This window comes from Achromobacter sp. SX5 (genome assembly GCF_056711425.1).
In genome coordinates this window covers 578,613-597,469 of record NZ_CM160041.1, presented here as the reverse complement: position 1 = coordinate 597,469, position 18,857 = coordinate 578,613, and the positions used below count along the sequence as shown (strand labels likewise).

The following is an 18,857-nucleotide window of genomic DNA, read 5'->3' as shown; positions in this document are numbered from 1 at the left end:
ATGGCCGCGGCCTCAGGCGGCGGGGAAGCGTTCGGCCAGCCAGGCCGGCGGCTGATGGGTGGCCAGGCGCGGGCCGGCCGTGAGCAAGGGGTTGGTCAGGGCGCGCTGCACCAGGCCGGGCAGACCGCGCACGATGTCGAGCAGCGGGGCCAGCTCGACGCCGGTGGCCACGCCCATGCAGTCGAACATGTGCACGAGCTCTTCGGTGTTGACGTTGCCGCTGGCGCCGGGCGCGTAGGGACAGCCGCCCAGGCCGCCGGCGGCGGCGTCGTAGCGGGTGACGCCGGTCTGCCAGGCGGCGATGGCGTTGGCCAGGGCCATGCCGCGGGTGTTGTGCAGGTGAACGGTGAGCGCGGTGCGCGGCAGTTCGCGCTGGAAGGTCTCGCACAGCTGCGCGACCTGGGTCGGGTAGGCCATGCCGGTGGTGTCGCACAGGGTGAGGCCCTGGGCGCCGGCGTCGGCCAATTGCCGCGCAAGCCGCATGACATCAGCGGCGGGCACGTCGCCGTCGAAGGGGCAGCCGAAGGCGGTGGACAGCGATACGTTGCAGGGCACGCCGGCGTCGCCGGCGCGGCGCAGGATGGCGGCCAGTTCGTCGAAGGACTGGGCGCGTGTCATGCGCAGGTTGGCGCGGTTGTGGGTTTCGCTGCAGGACATGACGAGGTTCATTTCGTCGGTGCCGCATTCCAGCGCGCGTTCCAGGCCGCGGATGTTGGGGATGAGCGCGGTGTAGACGACGCCGGGCCGGCGCGCGATGCGGCGCATGACGTCCTGGGCGTCGGCCAGGGCCGGGATGGCCTTGGGCGAGGTGAAGCTGGTGACTTCGATGCGAGCGAAGCCGCAGGCGGACAGGGCGTCGACGAAGGCGACCTTGTCGTCGGTGGCAACCAGGGCGCGTTCGATCTGCAGGCCGTCGCGCGGGCCGACTTCGTTGATTTCGATGCGTTGCGGGCCGTTCATGCAATCACTCCCCGGGCGCGCAGGCCGGCGCGCTGCTGCTCGTCGAGGCCGGCGGCCTGCAGCACGGCGTCGGTGTGTTCGCCCAGCTGCGGGGCGCGTTCGCGGATGGCGCCGGGGTTGTCCGACAGGCACGGGAAGACGGCGGGCATTTCGACGTCGATGCCGCTGGCGGCGCGCAGGCTGGCGATGGCGCCGCGGGCGCGGTAGTGCGGGTCTTGCGCGATGTCGGCGACGCTGTAGATGCGCCCCGCCGGCACGCCGGCCTCGCGCATGGCGTCGAGCACGCCGTCGATGTCGCGCTGGGCGGTCCAGGCGCCGATGGCGGCGTCCAGTTCGTGGGCGCGGCGCGCGCGTCCGTCGTTGTGGGCGAGGTCCGGGTCGGCGCCGAGGTCGGCGCGCCCGATGCGCTGCATGAGGCGCTGGAAGATGGCGTCGCCGTTACCGGCGATGAGCACGTAGCCGTCGCGGCAGGGATAGGCGTTGGACGGCGCGATGCCGGGCAGCGCGGCGCCGGCGGGTTCGCGCACCGCGCCGAAGACGGAGTACTCCGGCAGCAGGCTTTCGCTGAGGTTGAAGATGCTCTCGTAGAGGGCCGCGTCGATGACCTGGCCCTGGCCGCCGCGCGCGTCGCGCTGGTACAGCGCCAGCAGCACGCCCATGGCGCCGTGCAGGCCGGCGATGGTGTCGCCCAGCGAGAGGCCGGCGCGCACCGGGGCGCGGCCCGGCTCGCCGTTGAGGTAGCGCAGTCCGGCCATGGCCTCGCCGATGGCGGCGAAGCCCGGCTCCTGGGCCTTGGGGCCGGTCTGGCCGTAGCCGGAGATGCGCAGCATGATGAGGCGCGGATTGAGCGCGTGCAGCGTCTCCCACGACAGGCCCCATTTCTCCATGGTGCCGGGGCGGAAGTTCTCGATCAGCACGTCGGCCTGGGCGGCCAGCTGGCGCACCAGGTCCTGGCCTTCGGGCTGGCGCAGGTCGACGCAGACCGATTGCTTGTTGCGCGACTGCGCTTCCCACCAGACCGAGGTGCCCTCGTGCAGCAGGCGCCATTTGCGCAGCGGATCGCCCTGCCCCGGCGGCTCGATCTTGATGACCTGCGCGCCGAAGTCGGCCAGGGTCTTGGCGGCGAAAGGCCCCGCGATCAGTTGCCCGAGTTCCAGCACCCGTATGCCGGCCAGTATCTGCCCCGCCATGTCGTCTCCGTGTCTGTGGCTTGATGTGGAGAGGCAGTTTGCGGGCAATCGCCGCCAGGCGGGTATGGGCGAATGGGCAAGGGGGTTTTCGCGGATGGAGAAAGGGCCGCGGCCTCAGCCCGTCTGCCGGGCCAGGCTGGCGACCAGCAGGCGCGCGGCCACGGGCAGGCTGTCCGGGTCGCGCACGCCCAGCAGCAGGCGGCGGCGCGACCATTCGTCGGTCAGCGCGATGAGTTGCAGCTGCATGGAGCGCGCATGCGGTTCGGCGGCGATGCGCGGCAGGATACCGATGCCGCCGGTGGCCGCCACCATGCGGCAGATGGCGTCGAAGCTGCGCACCTGGATGCGCAGGCGGATGGTTTTTTCGAGGCGCGCGCTTTCGTCGGCCAGGCGGGTGGCCAGCGAGGTGGCCGGCGGCAGCCCGACGTAGTCGTAGTCCAGGGTGTCGGCGAACGCCACCTGGGCGTGCGCGGCCAGCGGGTGGCGCGGCGGCGTGATGAGGACGAGTTCGTCCAGCCGGTACGGCACGGTGGTCAGGCCGGCGGCGGGCGTGCGGTCGGCGAAGATGCCGACGTCGGCGCGGTTCTCGGCCACGGCGGTGACGATGTCGCTGCTGTTCTGCTCTTCGAGCTGGATGCGCACGGCCGGATGGCGCTGCATGAAGGCGGCCAGGTCTTCGGGCAGGAACTGGGTCAGCGAGGAGGTGTTGGCGGCGATTCGTACCTGGCCGCGCACGCCCTGGGCGAAGTCGGACAGCACGCCGGCCATCTGCTCGACTTCCTGCAGCACGCGCTGCGCGTGCGCCAGGCAGGTCTGGCCGGCGTCGGTCAGTTCGACGCCGGCCGCGGTGCGGTACAGCAGCGGCGTGCCAAGGGCGTTTTCCAGGTCGGAAATGCGCTTGCTGGCCGCGCCCACCGCCAGGTGCGACTGGCGCGCGCCGGCCGAGATGCTGCCCTGGCGCGCCACGGCGACGAACAGGGCCAACGTGACCAGGTCGAAGCGGGCTGGATTCATGGTGTGGGCCGTTGAGAGTCAGGCGGCCCGATTTTATAGAAAACTAGCCGGCAAAGCCTCCGGCGGCCAGAAAGGCGCGCTCGGGCGCGGTGGTTTCGCGCAGCAGCAGCGGGTTGCGATGGGGAAACTTGCCGAAGCGCCGGATGATCTCGCGGTGTCCTTCCGCATGGGACCGGGCGGCCGCGCCCAGCCGGGCGTTGAGCTCGACCGACAGTTCCTGGTCGGCCAGGTTTTCCGAATGCGCGAACGGCAGGCAGAAGAACAGCTGCAGGGCCGGCTCGGCCTGTTCCATGTGCCCGCGGGCGATGGCCTGGCGCGCGACGCGCAGCGCCAGGCCGTCGGTGGCGTACATGTGGGCGGTGCCGCGAAACGCATTGCGCGGGAACTGGTCCAGCAGGATCAGCAGCGCCAGCGAGCCGTGGGCGTCGCGGCTCCAGTGTTCGCATTGGCCGCGCGCGGCGGCCAGGTGCAGGTCCAGGAAACGCGCGCGGAAGGTCCGGTCGAATTCGGGATTCTTGTCGAACCAGTGGCCCGCGCGCCCTGCTTCGCGCCAGAAATCCACCACCTCGCGGATTCGCCGGCTGTCGGCGTCTTTCATGGTTCAGCCCCGCGACAACTGCCACGCCGCGGCGACGGCCAGCGCGGCGGGCACCGCGAACACGATCAGCAGGATGGGCAGCTCCTGGCGCACGCTATAGCCGGCGTGCGCCACGCCCACCCACATGTTGACCAGCGCCACCGCCAGCCAGGCCGGCACGAAGGCCTTGGCGGCCAGCGCCATCCCGGCGGCGCTGGCGCCCCAGAGCCAGCCGAACAGCACGAAGACGGCAAGCAGCGCTACGCCGCCCAGGATGACCGCTGCCATGTGCATGGACGCTCTCCTTACTTGGTCGTGTAGCCGCCGTTGATCAGGATGGTCTGGCCGGTGATCCACCAGCCGTCGCTGACCAGGTGGCGGATGAAGGGCACCACGTCCTCGATGTCGGTCAGGCCGGTCTTGCTGAAGGGCGACAGCGCGGCGGCCGACTGGTGATAGGCCACCGCGTCGGCGCCTTCCTGGCCGTAGAAGAACGGCGTGTCCATCGGGCCGGGGCCGACCGCGGTGACCGAAATGCCGCGCGCGCCGAATTCCTTGGCCGCCGCGCGCGTGAAGTGCTCGACCGGGGCCTTGGTGCCCGCGTAGGCCGAATAGAACGGCGTGAACGCGCCCAGCAGCGAAGTCACCAGCGTGCAGATCTTGCCGCCGTCGTTGACGTGCTTGCCCGCCTCTTTCAGGAAGAAAAAGGCCGACTTGCCGTTGACCGCCGCCATCTCGTCGTACTCGGCCTCGGAGATCTCCGAGAACGGCTTCTTGAGCACCTTGCCGACCGTGTTGATGGCGATGTCCGGACGGCCCACCGCGGCCACGGCGTCGGCGAACAGCTTTTCCATCGCGCCGGCCGAGGTCAGGTCGCCCTGCAGCGCCACGGCCTTGGCGCCGGCCTGTTCCACCGCCGCCACGGTGGCGTCGGCCTCGGCCTTGCTCGCGGCGCTGTTGTAGTGGATGGCGATGGCCTTGGCGCCCTGCGCGGCCAGGTCGCGGGCGATCAGGCCGCCCAGGTTTTTGGCGCCGCCGGCGATCAGGACCACTTTGCCTTGGATGCTGTGCTTGGACATGGGATTTCCTTGTCGTGGTGAGGGAGTGCAGCCACTTTATTCGCTGGATTTATCCCAATAAATACGGTAGTTATGTCTACACTATCCAGGATTCATTACCAATCACGCCCATGGACCGCATCGACCAGCTCCGCATCTTCATCCGGGTCGCCGACAGCGGCGGGTTCACCCTGGCCGCCGACCAGCTCGGCCTGCCCCGGCCCACGGTATCGCTGGCGATCCAGCAGCTGGAGGCCAGGCTGGGCACGCGGCTGTTCAACCGCACCACGCGCCGAGTCGGCCTGACGCAGGACGGCGAGGCCCTGCTGGAGCGCGCCGTCGCGCTGGTGGCCGACACCGAGGAACTGGAACAGCGCTTCCGGCCGCAGGCCCAGGCCCTGAGCGGCCGCCTGCGGGTGGACCTGCCCAGCCGCATCGCGCGCCGCCAGGTGGCGCCGGCGCTGCCGACGTTTTTCGAGCAGCACCCGGGCATCGAGCTGGACCTGGGTTCCAGCGACCGGGCCATCGATCTGGTGCATGAAGGCATAGACTGCGCGCTGCGCGTGGGCGAGCTGCCCTCCAGCAGCCTGGTGGCGCAGCCGCTGGGCACGTTCCGGCTGATCAATTGCGCCAGCCCCGCCTACCTGGCGCGCCACGGCGTGCCGCGCACCCCCGCCGACCTGCCGCGGCACCTGGCGGTCAATTACGCCACGCCGAACTATGGCCGCGCCGCCGCCTGGGAATGGGAGGAGCATGGCCGGCTGCAGACGCTGACCATGCGCGCCCAGGTCTCGGCCAACAACGCCGAAACCTATATCGCCTGCTGCCTGGCCGGCCTGGGCCTGATCCAGATCCCCGCCTTCGACGTGCGCGAGCATCTCGAAGCCGGCGAGCTGGTGGAAGTCCTGCCCGGCTGGGCCGCGCCGGCCATGCCGGTGCAGATCGTCTACCCGCACCGGCGCCATCTGTCGCGCCGCGTGCGCGCGTTCAACGGATGGCTGGCGCAGGTGCTGGCGCCTTGCCTGGCGTAGCCGGGCGCGCCGCGTTTCAGAAGCGCTCGGCGCTGGCGCCGGCCGTGCGGTAGACCTCCGTCACGTCGCAAAGATCCGCCTCGTCGACGGAAATGCCCTCTTCCCGCAGCACCCGGCGCACGATGGCGAAGCACGCCGCGCCCGTGGGAATGCCGCAGTAATGGCCGATATGCAGCAGCACTTCGCGCAGTTGCGCCAGCGGTACGCCGGTGCGCAGCAGCGCGTTGCGCACGTGGCGCTCGAATTCCTCCATCTGGCCGGCGCCCGCAAGCATGCCCAGGCTGATCAGGCTGAGCGTGGGGCGGTCGATGACGCCGCGCGACCAGGTCCCCGCCCAGCTGGCGTTGGTCACGTACATATTCCACGCGCGGTCGAGTTCGCTCATCCGGGTGGCCAGCGTTTCCACGTGCTCGTCGCCCAGGACGGCGCGGCGCGCCGCGCAGCCGGTCGGGTCAAAATCGGATTTCATTGCGGTTCCTCCGGCGTTGCGCCGTCCTGTCCAATAGTTGGTTCACGCAGCGCCAGCCGCGCGCGGCGACTGCCGCCGGCGGCTGCGCGCCGTATTCGGCATTGAAAACTTCGACGGCGATGTCGCCGGCATATCCGCGCGCCGCCAGCCCCCGCAGCACCGGTTCCAACGGCGCGCTTCCTTCGCCCGGAAACAGGCGATGGCCCCGGCTGACTTCGCGCGGCGTCATGCCGCCGGCGACGAAGTCGCTGATCTCGACCAAAAACAGCTTGTCCAACGGAATCTCGAACACGTCGGGGATCTCGCCCTGGATAAGCGGATGAAAAACGTCCAGCTGCAATCCCAGCGCGCCGTGGTCCACGGCCGCGATCAGCGCCAGCGCCTGCCGCCAGGACGACACGTGCGGCGCCCAGCAGATGGGCTCGTAGGCCAGGCGCAGCCCGCGCTGCGCCGCCAATTCCGCCGCCTGCCCCAGGTCGTCCGCCAGCCTGCCGCTATCGCCGGAGGCTTGCGCGTCGACATTGGCGGCCAGCGTCACGATGGGGCTGCCCGCCAGGCAAGCGAGGTCCATCATGCGGCAGGCGATGTCGAACTTCAGCTGGCGGACCGGCCCGCGGTAGCCTTCGAGATTGCGGATGGCTTGAAAGGCCGACACGGCCAGGCCCTGGTCGCGCAGCACGCGCAAGGCCACCTCCGGGCCTTCCAGGTGGTCGAACAAATCCCTGGCCCACAGCTCGGTGGCCTCGAAGCCCGCCTGCCGGATGGCCACGGCCTTGTCAGCAAAACTGCCCGCCAGCGTGGCCGTGGTGAATGCGAGCCGGTTCATGCCGTTGCGCCCTCCCCGGGTCCGGCCGGCAGCACGCGCAGCCGGCGGTAGTCCCGCAGTATTTCCAGCATCTTCGCACGGGTATCGACCCGCTCGACGAAACCGTGGCCGCGCAGTTTTTCCAGGGACATGGTCTGGTCCCACTGCAGCGCCAGGGTGGCGTCCATGAAGTTCCAGTCCACCAGCTTGACGATGTCCGGCTGCGCAAGCTGCTGCGATTGCGCGAGCCGGGCCCAGGCCGGCTGGAATTCCGGCATCCGCTGCGCCAGCCTGAGCGGTTCGGGCGGCCCGGCCGTCATGCCGAAGCATGCGGCGATGGCGGGCCAGACGCTCTCCCAGGAAAACGTATCGCCGTTGGCGACGTTGAAGTCGCAGCCCTGGGCCGCCGGCGTGGTCGCGGCCCAGACCATCGCGTCGCTCAGCAGGCCGGCATCGGTGCAATCGATGCGCGCCATGCTGGCCTCGCGGCTGGCCGGAAAGGGCAGCGCGCGCCGCCCCGAAGCCTGCATCGCGGCGGCGTAGACGCCGATGCCCAGCATGAGGTTGCTGGGGCTGCCCACCGCCAGGCCCGTCACGCAATGCGGCCGCAGGGTCGCCCAACCCCAGGCCCGCCCGCGCTGGCGCTGCGCCAGCAGATCGCGCTGTTCGTAATAGAAATGCGGCTTGTCCGGCCGCGGATCGCTCTCGCGGGCCGGGGTCGGAAAAGGCCCGTCCACCGAGCCGTACCACTTCAGGCCGTGCACCAGCTGCACGTGCCGCAGCGAAGGCCAGTCCTGGATGGCGTCCAGCACGCGCGCCAGCGCCGCCACGTTCTGCTCGCGCCCGATCACATAGCCGTCCTGCCACACCCTGGCCAGGAAGAACACGTGGGTCACCTCGCGCAGGTCCGCCAGCGCCGCGACCGAAGCCGGGTCGCAGACGTCCAGCGCCAGCGGCGTGACGCCGGGCTGCGGCGATGCCGGCAGGCGGCGCTGGGTCGAGATCACGCGCCAGTCCCCGTCGCGCAACAGGCGTTGCCGCAGATGCCCGCCCACCAGCCCCGAACCGCCCACGATCAAAGCCGTCTTCATGGCGTCAGCCCGCCCTGGCGCCGGAAGCCTTCACCACCTCGGCCCATCGCAGCGTCTCGCTTTGCACGTACTTGGCGAACTCGCCGCGGGACAGGCTGGCCGCGTTGGTGCCCAGGTCGCGGAACCGCGCGGTCGTGGCCTGCGCGCTGAGTATCTTCTGGAGCGCGGCGGCGTAGGCGTCGAGCGTCTGCGGCGGCGTTCCGGCGGGCGCGAACAGGCCTTGCCACGACGTCGCCACCAGGCCCGGCACGGTTTCGGACATGGTGGGTATGCCGGGCTCTTCGGCCCAGCGGTCGGCCGAACTGACGGCGATGGGCTTCAGGGTGCCGGAACGCACCTGCGCCAGCGCGGTAGGCATGTTGTCGAAGGCCAGTTGCACGCGGCCGGCGACCAGGTCGGTCATCATGGCGCTGCTGCCCTTGTAGGGCACGTGGGTCATTTCGGTTCCGGTCTTCATCTTGAACAGCTCGGCCAGCACGTGCGTGGAGGTCCCCACGCCCGCCGAGCCATAGCTGAGCCGGCCGGGATTCGCCTTCAGGTAGGCGATCAATTCGGCCAGCGTGGAGACCGGCACGCTGGGATGGACCACCAGCAGGTTGGGCCCGGACGCGACCAGCGAAACCGGGTCGAAGTCGCGGATGTTGTCGTAGCGCAGGCCCTGATAGAGCGATGCGTTGATGGCGTGCGAACTGACCGTGCCCATGACCAGGGTGTAGCCGTCGGGCCTGGCCTTGGCCACGTATTCCGCGCCCACGCTGCCGCCCGCGCCGGGACGGTTCTCCACGACGATGGGCGCTTTCCAGACCTGCCCCAGCTGGTTCGCCACGTAGCGGGCGACGATGTCGGTCACGCCTCCGGCGGCCAGCGGCACCACGATGGTGACGGGCCGCTCCGGAAACGCGGCAAAGGACACTCTGGATGCGCAGGCGGTCAGCGCCAGTCCCTGCACGAATTGTCTTCTGGTGATACCCACGGCTGTCTCCTTTCTGGTGTGCGAACGACGCGCGCGCCGGTGGCGACGGCATCGTTGGTGAACTGCCCACCGGGTCTGCGCCCGGATGTGGGTGGATACGGGATACGCCGCCTCAGCCGGGATTCATGGGATCGGGGTCGAAGCTGGGCGCGACGCCGCCCAGCGGCGGCATGTGCCACGCGCCGGCCGTATGGCGCCTGGAATCCGCGTCGACGCGCACGTCCAGCACCGCCGGCCCTCCGCAGGCCAGGGCCGCCTGCAGCTGCGCCGCCAGGTCGCCGGGCCGTTCGACCAGGAACCCCTGCGCGCCCATGCTGCGCGCCAGCATGGCGAAGTCGGTGCTCTTGAGTTCGCCTTCCATGCCGGCATCGCGAAACCGCGTGCCGAACTCGCGCCCGTTGTAGAAGCCCCGCTGCAAGTCGCGGATGGAGACATAGCCGCAGTTGTTCCACACCAGCCATACGATGGGCAGGCGATACTCCACCGCGGTCGCCACCGCGCTGGCGTGCATCAGCATGCCGCCGTCGCCGACCACCGCGACGACCGGCCGCTGCGGCGCGGCGAACTGCGCGCCGATGGCGCCGCCCACGCCGAACCCCATGGTGGCCGAGCCGCCCGACTGCAGGAACCGGCCCTGCCCGTGCACCGGCCACTGCTGCACCATCCAGCTGTGATGCTGGCCTATGTCCGAAAGCACGATCGCGTCTTCGGGCACGGCGCGCGCCAGCTCGCGCACCACCCGGCCGGGATGAATCGGCACCTGGCCGCTGCTGCGCCCTTCTTCCAGCGCCTCGCGCCACGAGGCCTTCCATTGGCCGGTGGCGGCTATCCATTCGCCGTAGCGCGCTTTGCCGCCCTGCGCATCGGCGCGCGCCGCTTCCAGCAGTTGCGCAAGGAACGTCGCGGCGTCGGCGACCAGCCCCAGCTCCGTATCGAAATTGCGCGCCAGCGCGGCGGGGTCGAGATCCACGTGGATGATGCGGGTCGACGCGCTGTGGGTCACGCCTTCTATCCAGCTGCTCGTGCCGCGGTCGCCGAAGCGGGTCCCCAGCGCCAGCAGCACGTCGCAGCCGCGCGCCGCGCGGTTTCCGGGGTAGCCGCCATCGCGGCCCGTGGGTCCCAGGTACAAGGGTTCGTTCTCGTCCAGGATTCCCTTGCCCTGCGGCGTCGTGGCCACCGGGATCTGCAGGGTCCGGGCCACTTCGGCCAGCACGGCAGCCGCGCCGCCGATCAGCGCGCCGTGGCCCGCGAGTATCAGCGGGCGGCGCGCGCCGCGCAGCAGGCTCAGCGCGCGCGCCACGCCATCGGCCGGCGCCGCGCTGCGACAGTCCACGCCCGCGCGCCAGGAGGCGCGGCCCGGCTGGGCGATCGCGGTTTCGTCGAAGACGTTGAACGGAACGTCCAGATGCACCGGCCCGCGGCGGCCCGACATCATCTCGGTGTAGGACTGCTGCATCAGGGCGGGCAGCATGTCGGCGCGCGTCGCCTGGTAGCTGCGCTTGACGTATGGGCGCATGGCCGTGACGAAGTCGGCCTGGTAGTGATGGCCCAGTTCCTGGAACGGCGCCTTGTTGAACTGCTGCGTGGGAATATTGCCGGTGATGGCGTACACGGCCGAGGAATCGAACATCGCATTGGCGATCGCCATCTGGATGTTGATGGAGCCCGGTCCGCAGGAAGTGAACGTCGCGGCGGGCTGGCCGCTGACCCGATAGAACGCGTCGGCCGCGAAGCCGGCGATCTGCTCGTTGTGGACCGAAACGGTCCCGATGCGGTCGCGGCGATCGTACGCGGCGTCCATCAGCCCGATGATGCCGTGGCCGCACAGGCCGAACAGATAAGGAACCCGCTCGGCGATCAGGTGCTCGACGATGATCTCCGACCCTTTCAACTGACTCATTCCATCCTCCCCTCTGGTTTTCTAGAGGCGGCTGGCGGCCGGCGCGAAATCCCGCGCCATCGCGTCCAGCATCGCCTGTATGGTGTCGAACACCTGGGCGCCGGCCTGCTGCAGGCTGGCCCGCTTGGACTCCAGGGACCCGCTCTGGCCCATCACCAGGGCGCCGGCGTGTCCCATGGGAATGCCTTCCTTGGCCTGGGCGCCGGCAATCAGCGCGTACACCGGCTTGCCGCCGCCCAGCGCCTGCCAGACGCCGGCGAACTCCTCTTCCTCGTTGCCGCCGATTTCGCCGATGAGCACGATGGCTTGCGTCTTGCCGTGATGCAGCAGCCCCTGGGCCAGATCGCCGAAACGCGTGCCCTTCACGGGATCGCCGCCCACGCCTATCCACAGGCTCTGGCCCAGCCCTTTTTCCCGCATGCGCCGTCCCACCTCGTACGACAGCGTGCCGCTCTTGGACATGAAGCCGAAGCATCCCGGCGCCAGCGCGGCGTCCGGCAGGAATCCCAGCTTTATCTCGCCCGGCACGCACAGGCCCGGCGTCGAAGGGCCGATCCACGTCACGCCGGCATCGCGCGTCAGCGCCCTCAGCCTGACGGCTTCGTGCACGGGGATGCCTTCGGCGACCGTCACGATCAGTTTGATGCCGGCCGCCACCGCCTCCTGCACCGCGGCCGGCACCGCGGCGGGCGGCACGATGGCGATGCTTGCCTGGGCCCCGGTTCTTTCGACGATCTCGGCGCAGCGCTGCGAGACCGGCAGGGCGTCTTCCTCGCCCTTCTCGACGGAACCCGTGCCGCCAACGATGTTCGTGCCGTATCGGCGCATCAGGTCGGCATGCATCCGGCCCATGCGGCCCGTGATGCCCTGCACGATGACCGGCGTCCTGCGATCCATGTCAAACAGCATGAGCGCTCTCCTTGGCGGCGGCCTGCCGGGCCAACAGGACCTGCACCTGGTCCAGCGCGCGTTCGAGGTCGGGCTCGAAGCACAGCGCGAGATCCGGGTTGGCGTCGATGATGCGCCGCGCGGCCGCTTCGCCGTTGCCCACCAGCCGGGCGACTATCGGCACGCGCCAGTCCGGGCGCGCCCGCAGCGCGGTCACGAGCAATTGCGTGAACTCGGCCAGGTCGGTGATGCCCGCGAATACGTTGACCAGCAGCACGCGCACGCTGCCCGCCGCCCGCAGCCAGTCGAAAATGCGCAGCAGGCGTTCGGGGCTGCCGCGCATCTGCCCCGTGCGGACGTCGCAGAAGTTGTAGGGCGCCAGTCCGCGCCGCACCATTTCATCTATCAGCATCATGGAAAGCCCGGCGCCGGTGGTCACCAGGCCGATCTGCCCGGCGGGATCGATCTCGACGAAATCGAAGTCCTCCGAGTGCTTGCGCCAGCCGTCCGGATAACGGTGTTGCCGGGCGCGCAGCAGCGCCACGATCTCGGGCTGCTGCGCCAGGGTGTTCATGTCGATGACGACCTTGGCGTCGCCGGCCAGCACGCTGCCGTCGGGCAGCGCGAACAGCGGGTTGATCTCGGCGAGCAGCAGTTGCCTGGCCAGGAACAGCTCGGCCAGCGCCAGGCCGGCCGCCAGGATCGCGGCGCGGTGGCTGGCCGGAGCCGTCGCGGCCATCTCGTGCACGGCGCGCGCCAAGGCCGGCGCCTCCAGCGGCGTCACGGCGTTGTAGCCGTCGGCGCCGGCCTGCCGCGATTCGATGTCGATTCCGCCGAACGGCGAATAGATCAAGCGGGCGCCGCCGGCCGCCGCGTCCAGCATGAGCGCAAGATAATGTTCCTCGCCCGCGCACGCCTGCTCGATCAGGATCTCGGGAGTCTCGAAGCCCTTGATCCGCTTGCCGAGCAAGGCGGCGCGCACCGGCGGCAGATCGCCGGCCGACGCCACCGGCAAGACGCCGCCGGCCTTGCCGCGCCCGCCCACGGGGACCTGGGCCTTAGCGATCCACGGCCCCGCGCCGGGCAGGTCCGGCGCGGCGCCGCCTTCGTCCAGCACGCCAGCCGGCACGGCAATGCCCGCCCGCGCCAGCAGCGCCTTGCCATCGACCTCAAGCAACAACATAGGTGTCTCCGGTTTTCATGCGTTGAATACGACGAACCGCTCTTCGGTCATCTCGCGGATGGCGAACTTCGGGCCTTCGCGGCCCATGCCGCTGTCCTTGACGCCGCCATAGGGCGCCTGGTCCGAACGCCAGGTCGACGAGCCGTTGACGATGACCCCGCCCATGCGCAGCCTGCGCACCGCCGTCATCGCAAGCCCGATGGACTGCGTGAAAATACCGGCCTGCAGGCCGAACGGACCGGCGTTTATCTGGCGGAACACCGCCTCGATATCGTCGTAAGGCATCACGTTGACCACCGGCCCGAACACTTCCTGCCGCACGACGCGCGCATCGGCCGGCACGCCGGCCAGCAGCGTGGGCTGCACCAGCGCTCCGGCCCGCGCGCCGCCGCAAACCCGCTGCGCGCCGTCGCGGCGGGCTTCGTCCACCAGCGTCAGGATGCGCGCGGCGGAATGCTCGGAAATCACGGGACCGACATCGGTGGCTTCGTCCAGCGGATTACCCGTCTTCAGCGTGCCGACCGAGGCGGCGATCCGTTCCAGGAAGCCGTCATAGAGGGAGCGGTGCACGCATACGTTCTGTACCGATATGCAGCTTTGCCCGGCCAGGCGCATGCCGTTGATCGCGCACACCGGCGCGCAGTCCTCCAGCACGGCGTCCTGCGCGACGATGGTATGGCCGACGCCGCCCAGCTCCAGCGCGACCCGCTTCAGGCCGCTGCCGGCCTTGATGAGCTCGCCCACGCCGCTCGATCCGGTAAAGGAGATGAAGTCGACCTGCGGCGCGCGCACCAACGCCGCCGCGGCCTGGTCGCCCTGCACCAGTTGCAGCCATTCGGGCGGAATGCCGCCTTCGAGCAGGATTTCGACGTACTTCTGCAGCGTCAGCGCGGCCTGCGCCGAAGGCTTGAGGATGACCGAATTGCCCGCCGCCCAGGCCGGGCCCAGCTTGTGGGCGGTCAGGTTCACCGGCGCGTTGAACGGCGTGATGGCGGCCACCACGCCCACCGGAAACCGCAGGCTCACGCCCAGCTTGCCGGCCCCGATCGCGCTGCTGTCCATCGGTATGTGCCGGCCTTCGATGCGCAGGCCTTCCTGCGCGGCCAGGTCCAGGGTGTCGGCGCTGCGCAGCACCTCGGTGCGGCCGTCGCGCACCGGCTTGCCGGTCTCCACGGCCATCACCAGCGCCAGCTCCTGCGCATGGGCGCGCACGTTGTCCGCCGCCCGGTGCAGTTTGCCGGCTCTTTCGCGCGCCGGCATGGCGGCCGCCAGTTCCGCGCCCCGCCTGGCGGCGGCCAGGGCCAGGTCGAGCAGCTCGGCCGAGCACTCGAACACGCGGCCGATCGATTCGCCGTTGAACGGATTGAACGCCGGCTTCGACACATCGGATGAAATCCATTGATTGTCGATGAAGAGAGAAGCCACCTGCGGCAGAGTCGGATTGAGCATGGGACGCCTGGGCTGCTTGGTTTCGGATGGGGGCTACACGCCTATCAAGGACAGGATGCCATCGGGCGAATCCCCGTCCTTGAGAATGCGCTTGGCGATGAGGTCCTTGAGGGTCTCGCTCGCGCCGCCGCCCAGCGTGCCGTATCTGGCGCCGCGAAACAGCCGCGAAACCAGGTATTCGTCGGTAAAGCCGTAGCCGCCGTGCAGCTGCACCGCGTCGCTGGTGACGTTGATCGCGGTCTCGTTGCAGGTGATCTTGGCCGTGGCGCTGAGGAAGGGATCGGGAAACGGATTGGCCGAAAGACAGGCCTTGTACAGCATGCCGCGCGCCGCCTCGATATTGCGGTACATGTCCGCCAGCTTCCAGCGCACGCCTTGGGAATCTGCGATGGGCTTGCCGAAGATCGTGCGGCCCTTCGTGTATTTCACCGCCTCGTCGAACGCGCCTTCGGCCAGCCCCAGCGAAATGCTGGGGTTCAGGCAGCGCTGCGTGTTGAAGGCCGTCAGCAGCTTGCGAAAGCCGTCTTCCCGGATCACCAGGTTTTCCAGCGGCAGCTCGCAATCGTTGAACTGGACCTCGTGCAGGTTCTCGCCGCCCATGGTGTGATAGGTGCCGGTCACCGCAAAGCCGGGGGTGCTGGGCTCGACCAGCACGCAGCCTATGCCTTCGCGGCCGGGCTGGCCGTTGACGCGGGTGAACACCACGAACATGCCGGCTTCCGGCGCCCGGCTGATGAGCGTCTTGGTTCCGTTCAAGATCAGGCGGTCGTCCTTGACGACGACGTTGGTCCGGTAGTTGGCCACGTCCGTGCCGGCATGAGGCTCGGTCATGCAGATGGCCAGGATGCATTCCCCGCTGCAGACCTTGGGCAGTATCCGCTCGCGGATCTCGCGCGGGGCATAGGTGGAAATCACGCGGGTCTGGACGCCGGCCTCGCCCAGCGCGGCCATCGCCGTCACATAGCAGACCTTGGAAATCTCTTCCAGGATCAGCGCGGTGTCGAACACCGGCAAGCCCAGCCCGCCGTATTCCTCGGGCACCGCCATGCCCAATACGCCGATATCGGCCAGCTGACGGATGTTCTCCCAGGGAAAAGTCCCGTCCAGGTACTCCAGCCCGCGAGGCTTGAATTCCTGCTGCGCCAGCTCGCGCACCGAGGCGAGCATCAGCCTGCGTTGTTCGTTCAATTGGAGATCCACGCTGCCTTCCTCATCGGTGAAAGTGTGAGGAAAGTCTATCTGCGCGCCACAGGCGCCTCAAACGACAATATCTCGGCCGCAGGCTGACTTTTGGTTAGGGCGCGCCGTCCGGTTCGTCCGCCGGCCTTGCCTGGTACGCGGCGAGCCAGTCGAAGAAAGACTTCACTTTGGATTTGGCGGCGCTGCCCTGGCCCGCCAGCGCATAGTAGCCACGGCTGCGCCGCAGCGTGATGGGCGCCGCGATCGCCAGGTCTCCGTGCGCCAGGTTCTCTTCCACGTATGCGCGCTGCACCAGCGCCACGCCCAGGCCGCTGCGCGCCGATTCCAGCACCACGCCCAGGTCCTCGAAAGACTGGAAACCGTTCTTGGGCGGCGCCACTTTGGCCAGTTCGAACCAGTCCAGCCAGTCGTTGCGGCGCGCTTCGAGCTGCAGCAAGGGCATGGCGGCGACCCGCTGCGCGATGTCGGCCGGCGATGCTCCGCCCTGCGCGCGGCCGGCAGGCTGCTCGGCCAGCAGGGCCGGGCTGCCCACGGGCACCAGCTCATCGTTGAACAACAGCATCGCCTGCAGGCCCGGCCAGTCGTTCTCGCCATACAGGATGGCGATATCGGCGTCGGTGCGCGCCGCGCCGGCGGCCGAACTGGTGACCAGCCGCACCTTGATGTGCGGAAAGCGCTTCTGGAAGGCCGGCAGCTTGGGGACGAGCCACTTGACCAGGAACGTGGTGTAGCCGCTGATCGTCAGGATGCTGGAAGCGTGATTGGCGCGGAAATCGTCGGTCGCCGTCGCGATCTGGCGAAACGCCCGCGACAGGTGCGCGGCATACTCGCGCGCTTCCGGCGTCAACTGCACGCCGCCCGGCTCGCGGTCGAAGAATTCGGTGCCGAAATAGTTCTCCAGCATCTTCACCTGGCGGCTGATGGCGGTGGGCGTGACGGAGAGTTCGGCCGCCGCGCGCGCGAAGCTGCCATGCCGGGCGGCGGCCTCGAAGGCAAGCAAGGGATTCAAGGGGGGAATGCTGCGCGCCATTGCGTCGATCTGCTGCAAGCCAGAGCATTGAGGCCCGCGAGGCCCGGGAAGCGCACAGTTTCAATGGCCCCCCTGCGATTGTCAATCAAGGTCTGTACCGACGCCGCCGCCCCGCCTCACAAGGCCGCTTCCACCCGCGCGCGCAACACGCGCGCGGCTTCGCCGACCTGCCGGCGGCGCGCGGTCCAGTCCGTTTCCGCGCCATCCAGATAAGCGGCGCGCGCCAGCGCCAGCACCTGCGCGGTTTGCGTCGGCAGGCGGTCGGCGGCCCAGGCGGCGGCCGCGTCCTTGGCGACGATGTCGCCGCTGACCGCCGTGCGCCACATGCGGGCCAGGGTCAGCAGCACGTTGCGCTCGTCGCCTTCGAGCCCGGCCATGAGCGCCGGCAGCGCGTCGGCCATGGCGCGCCGCAGGTCGTGTTGCGGCACCTCGGGAAGCAGCTGCCGCGGCGCGGGACCGAAAAGCGGCAGCGCGGCCTGGCGCGCCTGGGCCAGGACGATGGTGAGTTCGGGGTCCGCGAGCGGCAGCGGCACGCCGCCGGCCTCGAACCCGGGCCGCAGCCATTCGCCGTACACGAATTCGCTGCGCGCCGGATACGGCAGCGGGTCGAGATCGTGCCGGTCGAACACCAGGATTTCCAGCGGCCTCATCGATTCGGAGCGCGCCGGATAGGCCGACAGCGCCATCAGGTCGCGCGTGAGCGGGCCGCGCGCGTCGGCGGCCAGCGGCCCGTCGGTCACGGCCAGCAGGTCTACGTCGCTTTGCGGCCGCAGGCCGCCGCCGCGCGCGGAGCCGTGCAGGTATACGGCCAGCAGCGCGGGGCCGAGACGGCGTTGCAGGACGGCCAGGGCCTGACCGGCCTGGCGGGGAATGTCGGGAGTCGCGCTCATGGGCCGATGTTAGCGCGGGCGCGCAGGCCGGTTGTGGCTGCGCGCAGCGTTCGTGCGTACACTTGCGGCATGCTACGCATCGACAATCTCAGCAAACGCTACGGCGACTATTCCGTGTTCCAGGGCCTGACTTATACGTTCGGGCCTGGCTGCTACGCGCTGTGCGAAGAAGACAACACCGGCAAGTCCAGCTTGCTGAACATCATCGCCGGCGTCATCGCGCCCGACGGCGGAGAGGTCTGGATCGACGGGCATTCGCTGTCGGGTTCGCCCGAACCGGCCCGCGCCCGGCTGGCCTTCGCACCCGACAATTGCCTCGCGTTTCCCGAGATGACCGGGCGCGCGCTGCTCGAACGGGTCGCCGCCGGCAAGCGGGTGGCGGTCGATGCCGGGGCGCTGGACCTGGCCTGCCGGCTGGGGCTGGAGCCGCATCTGGACAAGCGTTTCGAGCAGATGTCGACCGGCTCGCGCCGCAAGGTCTACCTGGCCGCGGCCGCGCTGGGCGATCCCGCCGTGGTCGTCGCCGACGGACCCAGCAACGGGCTGGACGCCCAGGCCCGGTCGGCGCTGGCCGAGCAGTTCAGGATCTGGTCGCGCGACCGCGTGGTGCTGTTCGCCAGCCACGATGAGGAACTGGTGCAGGCCTGCGGGGCACGCCCGCTGGAGATCGCGGCGCTGCGCGCGTAGCTCGTTGCGCTTCGGCGGCCGGCGCCGCTCAGATCCAGACGTCGTTCGGCGCGGTCCGTTCGCCGCCCTGGTCGCCGGTGTTGGCCACGCCGCGCGGCTCGATCAGCAGCATCCACACTTCTTCGCGCGCATAGGGTTTGTGTTCCACGCCCTTGGGCACGACGTACATTTCGCCCGGATTGACCAGCACGTGGCCGTCGCGGAAGTCGATGCGCAGCTGGCCGTGCAGCACGATGAAGGTTTCGTCGGTGTCGGGATGCGCGTGCATGATGAATTCGCCTTCGATCCTGACCAGCTTGAACTGGTAGTCGTTCATCTCCGCGACGACGCGCGGCTGCCAGCGGTCGGCGATGAGCGCGAGTTTCTGTTCGAAGTTGATGGATTGCGCGGGACGCTGCGCCTGGGATGCTTGCATGATCGGCTCCTGGTGTTTGCGGGATACGGCAGTGTGCCGGCCGGCGC

The 18,857-nt window shown here is 69.5% G+C and carries 20 protein-coding genes; 2 read left to right on the top strand and 18 right to left on the bottom strand.

The window, feature by feature from the left end; genetic code table 11:
• Positions 1–12 precede the first annotated feature (12 nt).
• From AC1M14_RS02810 to AC1M14_RS02785, 6 genes are all read right to left on the bottom strand, one after another.
• On the bottom strand, positions 13–960 hold the full coding sequence (locus AC1M14_RS02810; RefSeq protein WP_111825987.1) for a hydroxymethylglutaryl-CoA lyase: 948 nt from the start codon (positions 958–960) through the stop codon (positions 13–15).
• On the bottom strand, positions 957–2,150 hold the full coding sequence (locus tag AC1M14_RS02805) for a CoA transferase (RefSeq protein ID WP_209164652.1): 1,194 nt from the start codon (positions 2,148–2,150) through the stop codon (positions 957–959). Before AC1M14_RS02805 ends, AC1M14_RS02810 begins: the two co-directional genes overlap by 4 nt.
• Positions 2,151–2,264: 114 nt before the next feature.
• On the bottom strand, positions 2,265–3,164 hold the full coding sequence (locus AC1M14_RS02800) for a LysR substrate-binding domain-containing protein (protein WP_111825989.1): 900 nt from the start codon (positions 3,162–3,164) through the stop codon (positions 2,265–2,267).
• Positions 3,165–3,207: 43 nt separating this feature from the next.
• Positions 3,208–3,762, bottom strand: a complete 555-nt coding sequence (locus AC1M14_RS02795) for a DUF924 family protein (RefSeq protein ID WP_102773404.1) — start codon at positions 3,760–3,762, stop codon at positions 3,208–3,210.
• Positions 3,763–3,765: 3 nt separating this feature from the next.
• Positions 3,766–4,035, bottom strand: coding sequence for a hypothetical protein (locus AC1M14_RS02790; RefSeq protein ID WP_102773403.1), 270 nt, complete (start codon positions 4,033–4,035; stop codon positions 3,766–3,768).
• An 11-nt stretch (positions 4,036–4,046) separates the two neighbouring features.
• Complete coding sequence (locus AC1M14_RS02785; RefSeq protein WP_102773402.1) at positions 4,047–4,820, bottom strand: SDR family oxidoreductase; 774 nt, start codon at positions 4,818–4,820, stop codon at positions 4,047–4,049.
• Between the two features lie 110 nt (positions 4,821–4,930).
• Here AC1M14_RS02785 and AC1M14_RS02780 point away from each other — a divergent pair, with 110 nt between their 5' ends.
• Positions 4,931–5,830, top strand: coding sequence for a LysR family transcriptional regulator (locus tag AC1M14_RS02780; protein ID WP_111825991.1), 900 nt, complete (start codon positions 4,931–4,933; stop codon positions 5,828–5,830).
• 16 nt (positions 5,831–5,846) lie between these two features.
• Here the strand turns inward: AC1M14_RS02780 and AC1M14_RS02775 are convergent, their stop codons facing one another.
• From AC1M14_RS02775 to AC1M14_RS02725, 11 genes are all read right to left on the bottom strand, one after another.
• On the bottom strand, positions 5,847–6,299 hold the full coding sequence (locus AC1M14_RS02775) for a carboxymuconolactone decarboxylase family protein (protein ID WP_102773400.1): 453 nt from the start codon (positions 6,297–6,299) through the stop codon (positions 5,847–5,849).
• Positions 6,283–7,125, bottom strand: coding sequence for a sugar phosphate isomerase/epimerase family protein (locus tag AC1M14_RS02770; RefSeq protein ID WP_479730925.1), 843 nt, complete (start codon positions 7,123–7,125; stop codon positions 6,283–6,285). The genes AC1M14_RS02775 and AC1M14_RS02770 overlap by 17 nt, the downstream gene beginning before the upstream one ends.
• Positions 7,122–8,195: an NAD-dependent epimerase/dehydratase family protein gene (locus AC1M14_RS02765; RefSeq protein WP_479730924.1), complete on the bottom strand. Its 1,074-nt coding sequence runs from the start codon at positions 8,193–8,195 to the stop codon at positions 7,122–7,124. The genes AC1M14_RS02770 and AC1M14_RS02765 overlap by 4 nt, the downstream gene beginning before the upstream one ends.
• A 4-nt stretch (positions 8,196–8,199) precedes the next feature.
• Positions 8,200–9,168: a Bug family tripartite tricarboxylate transporter substrate binding protein gene (locus tag AC1M14_RS02760; RefSeq protein ID WP_168202191.1), complete on the bottom strand. Its 969-nt coding sequence runs from the start codon at positions 9,166–9,168 to the stop codon at positions 8,200–8,202.
• Positions 9,169–9,280: 112 nt separating this feature from the next.
• Positions 9,281–11,068, bottom strand: coding sequence for a thiamine pyrophosphate-binding protein (locus AC1M14_RS02755; RefSeq protein WP_102773398.1), 1,788 nt, complete (start codon positions 11,066–11,068; stop codon positions 9,281–9,283).
• Between the two features lie 21 nt (positions 11,069–11,089).
• Positions 11,090–11,977 (bottom strand): succinate--CoA ligase subunit alpha, encoded by an 888-nt coding sequence (locus AC1M14_RS02750; RefSeq protein ID WP_479730923.1) that lies wholly within the window; start codon positions 11,975–11,977, stop codon positions 11,090–11,092.
• Positions 11,967–13,139: an ATP-grasp domain-containing protein gene (locus AC1M14_RS02745; RefSeq protein WP_479730922.1), complete on the bottom strand. Its 1,173-nt coding sequence runs from the start codon at positions 13,137–13,139 to the stop codon at positions 11,967–11,969. Before AC1M14_RS02745 ends, AC1M14_RS02750 begins: the two co-directional genes overlap by 11 nt.
• 15 nt (positions 13,140–13,154) lie before the next feature.
• Positions 13,155–14,588, bottom strand: a complete 1,434-nt coding sequence (locus AC1M14_RS02740) for an aldehyde dehydrogenase family protein (protein ID WP_479730921.1) — start codon at positions 14,586–14,588, stop codon at positions 13,155–13,157.
• A gap of 33 nt (positions 14,589–14,621) precedes the next feature.
• Positions 14,622–15,788, bottom strand: a complete 1,167-nt coding sequence (locus AC1M14_RS02735) for an acyl-CoA dehydrogenase family protein (protein ID WP_102773394.1) — start codon at positions 15,786–15,788, stop codon at positions 14,622–14,624.
• 94 nt (positions 15,789–15,882) lie between these two features.
• Positions 15,883–16,797 carry a LysR substrate-binding domain-containing protein gene (locus tag AC1M14_RS02730; RefSeq protein ID WP_479730920.1) on the bottom strand — a complete coding sequence of 305 codons (915 nt, stop codon included), beginning with the start codon at positions 16,795–16,797 and terminating at the stop codon, positions 15,883–15,885.
• A gap of 137 nt (positions 16,798–16,934) precedes the next feature.
• Entirely contained in the window at positions 16,935–17,708 is a 774-nt protein-coding gene (locus tag AC1M14_RS02725) for an aminoglycoside adenylyltransferase family protein (RefSeq protein ID WP_479730919.1), read from the bottom strand.
• 69 nt (positions 17,709–17,777) lie between these two features.
• Here AC1M14_RS02725 and AC1M14_RS02720 point away from each other — a divergent pair, with 69 nt between their 5' ends.
• A complete protein-coding gene (locus AC1M14_RS02720; RefSeq protein WP_479730918.1) occupies positions 17,778–18,395 on the top strand; it encodes an ABC transporter ATP-binding protein in 618 nt (205 codons plus the stop codon).
• A gap of 28 nt (positions 18,396–18,423) precedes the next feature.
• On the opposite strand, the gene AC1M14_RS02715 is transcribed toward AC1M14_RS02720, so the two are convergent.
• Positions 18,424–18,810 carry a cupin domain-containing protein gene (locus AC1M14_RS02715; protein ID WP_479730917.1) on the bottom strand — a complete coding sequence of 129 codons (387 nt, stop codon included), beginning with the start codon at positions 18,808–18,810 and terminating at the stop codon, positions 18,424–18,426.
• Positions 18,811–18,857 lie beyond the last annotated feature (47 nt).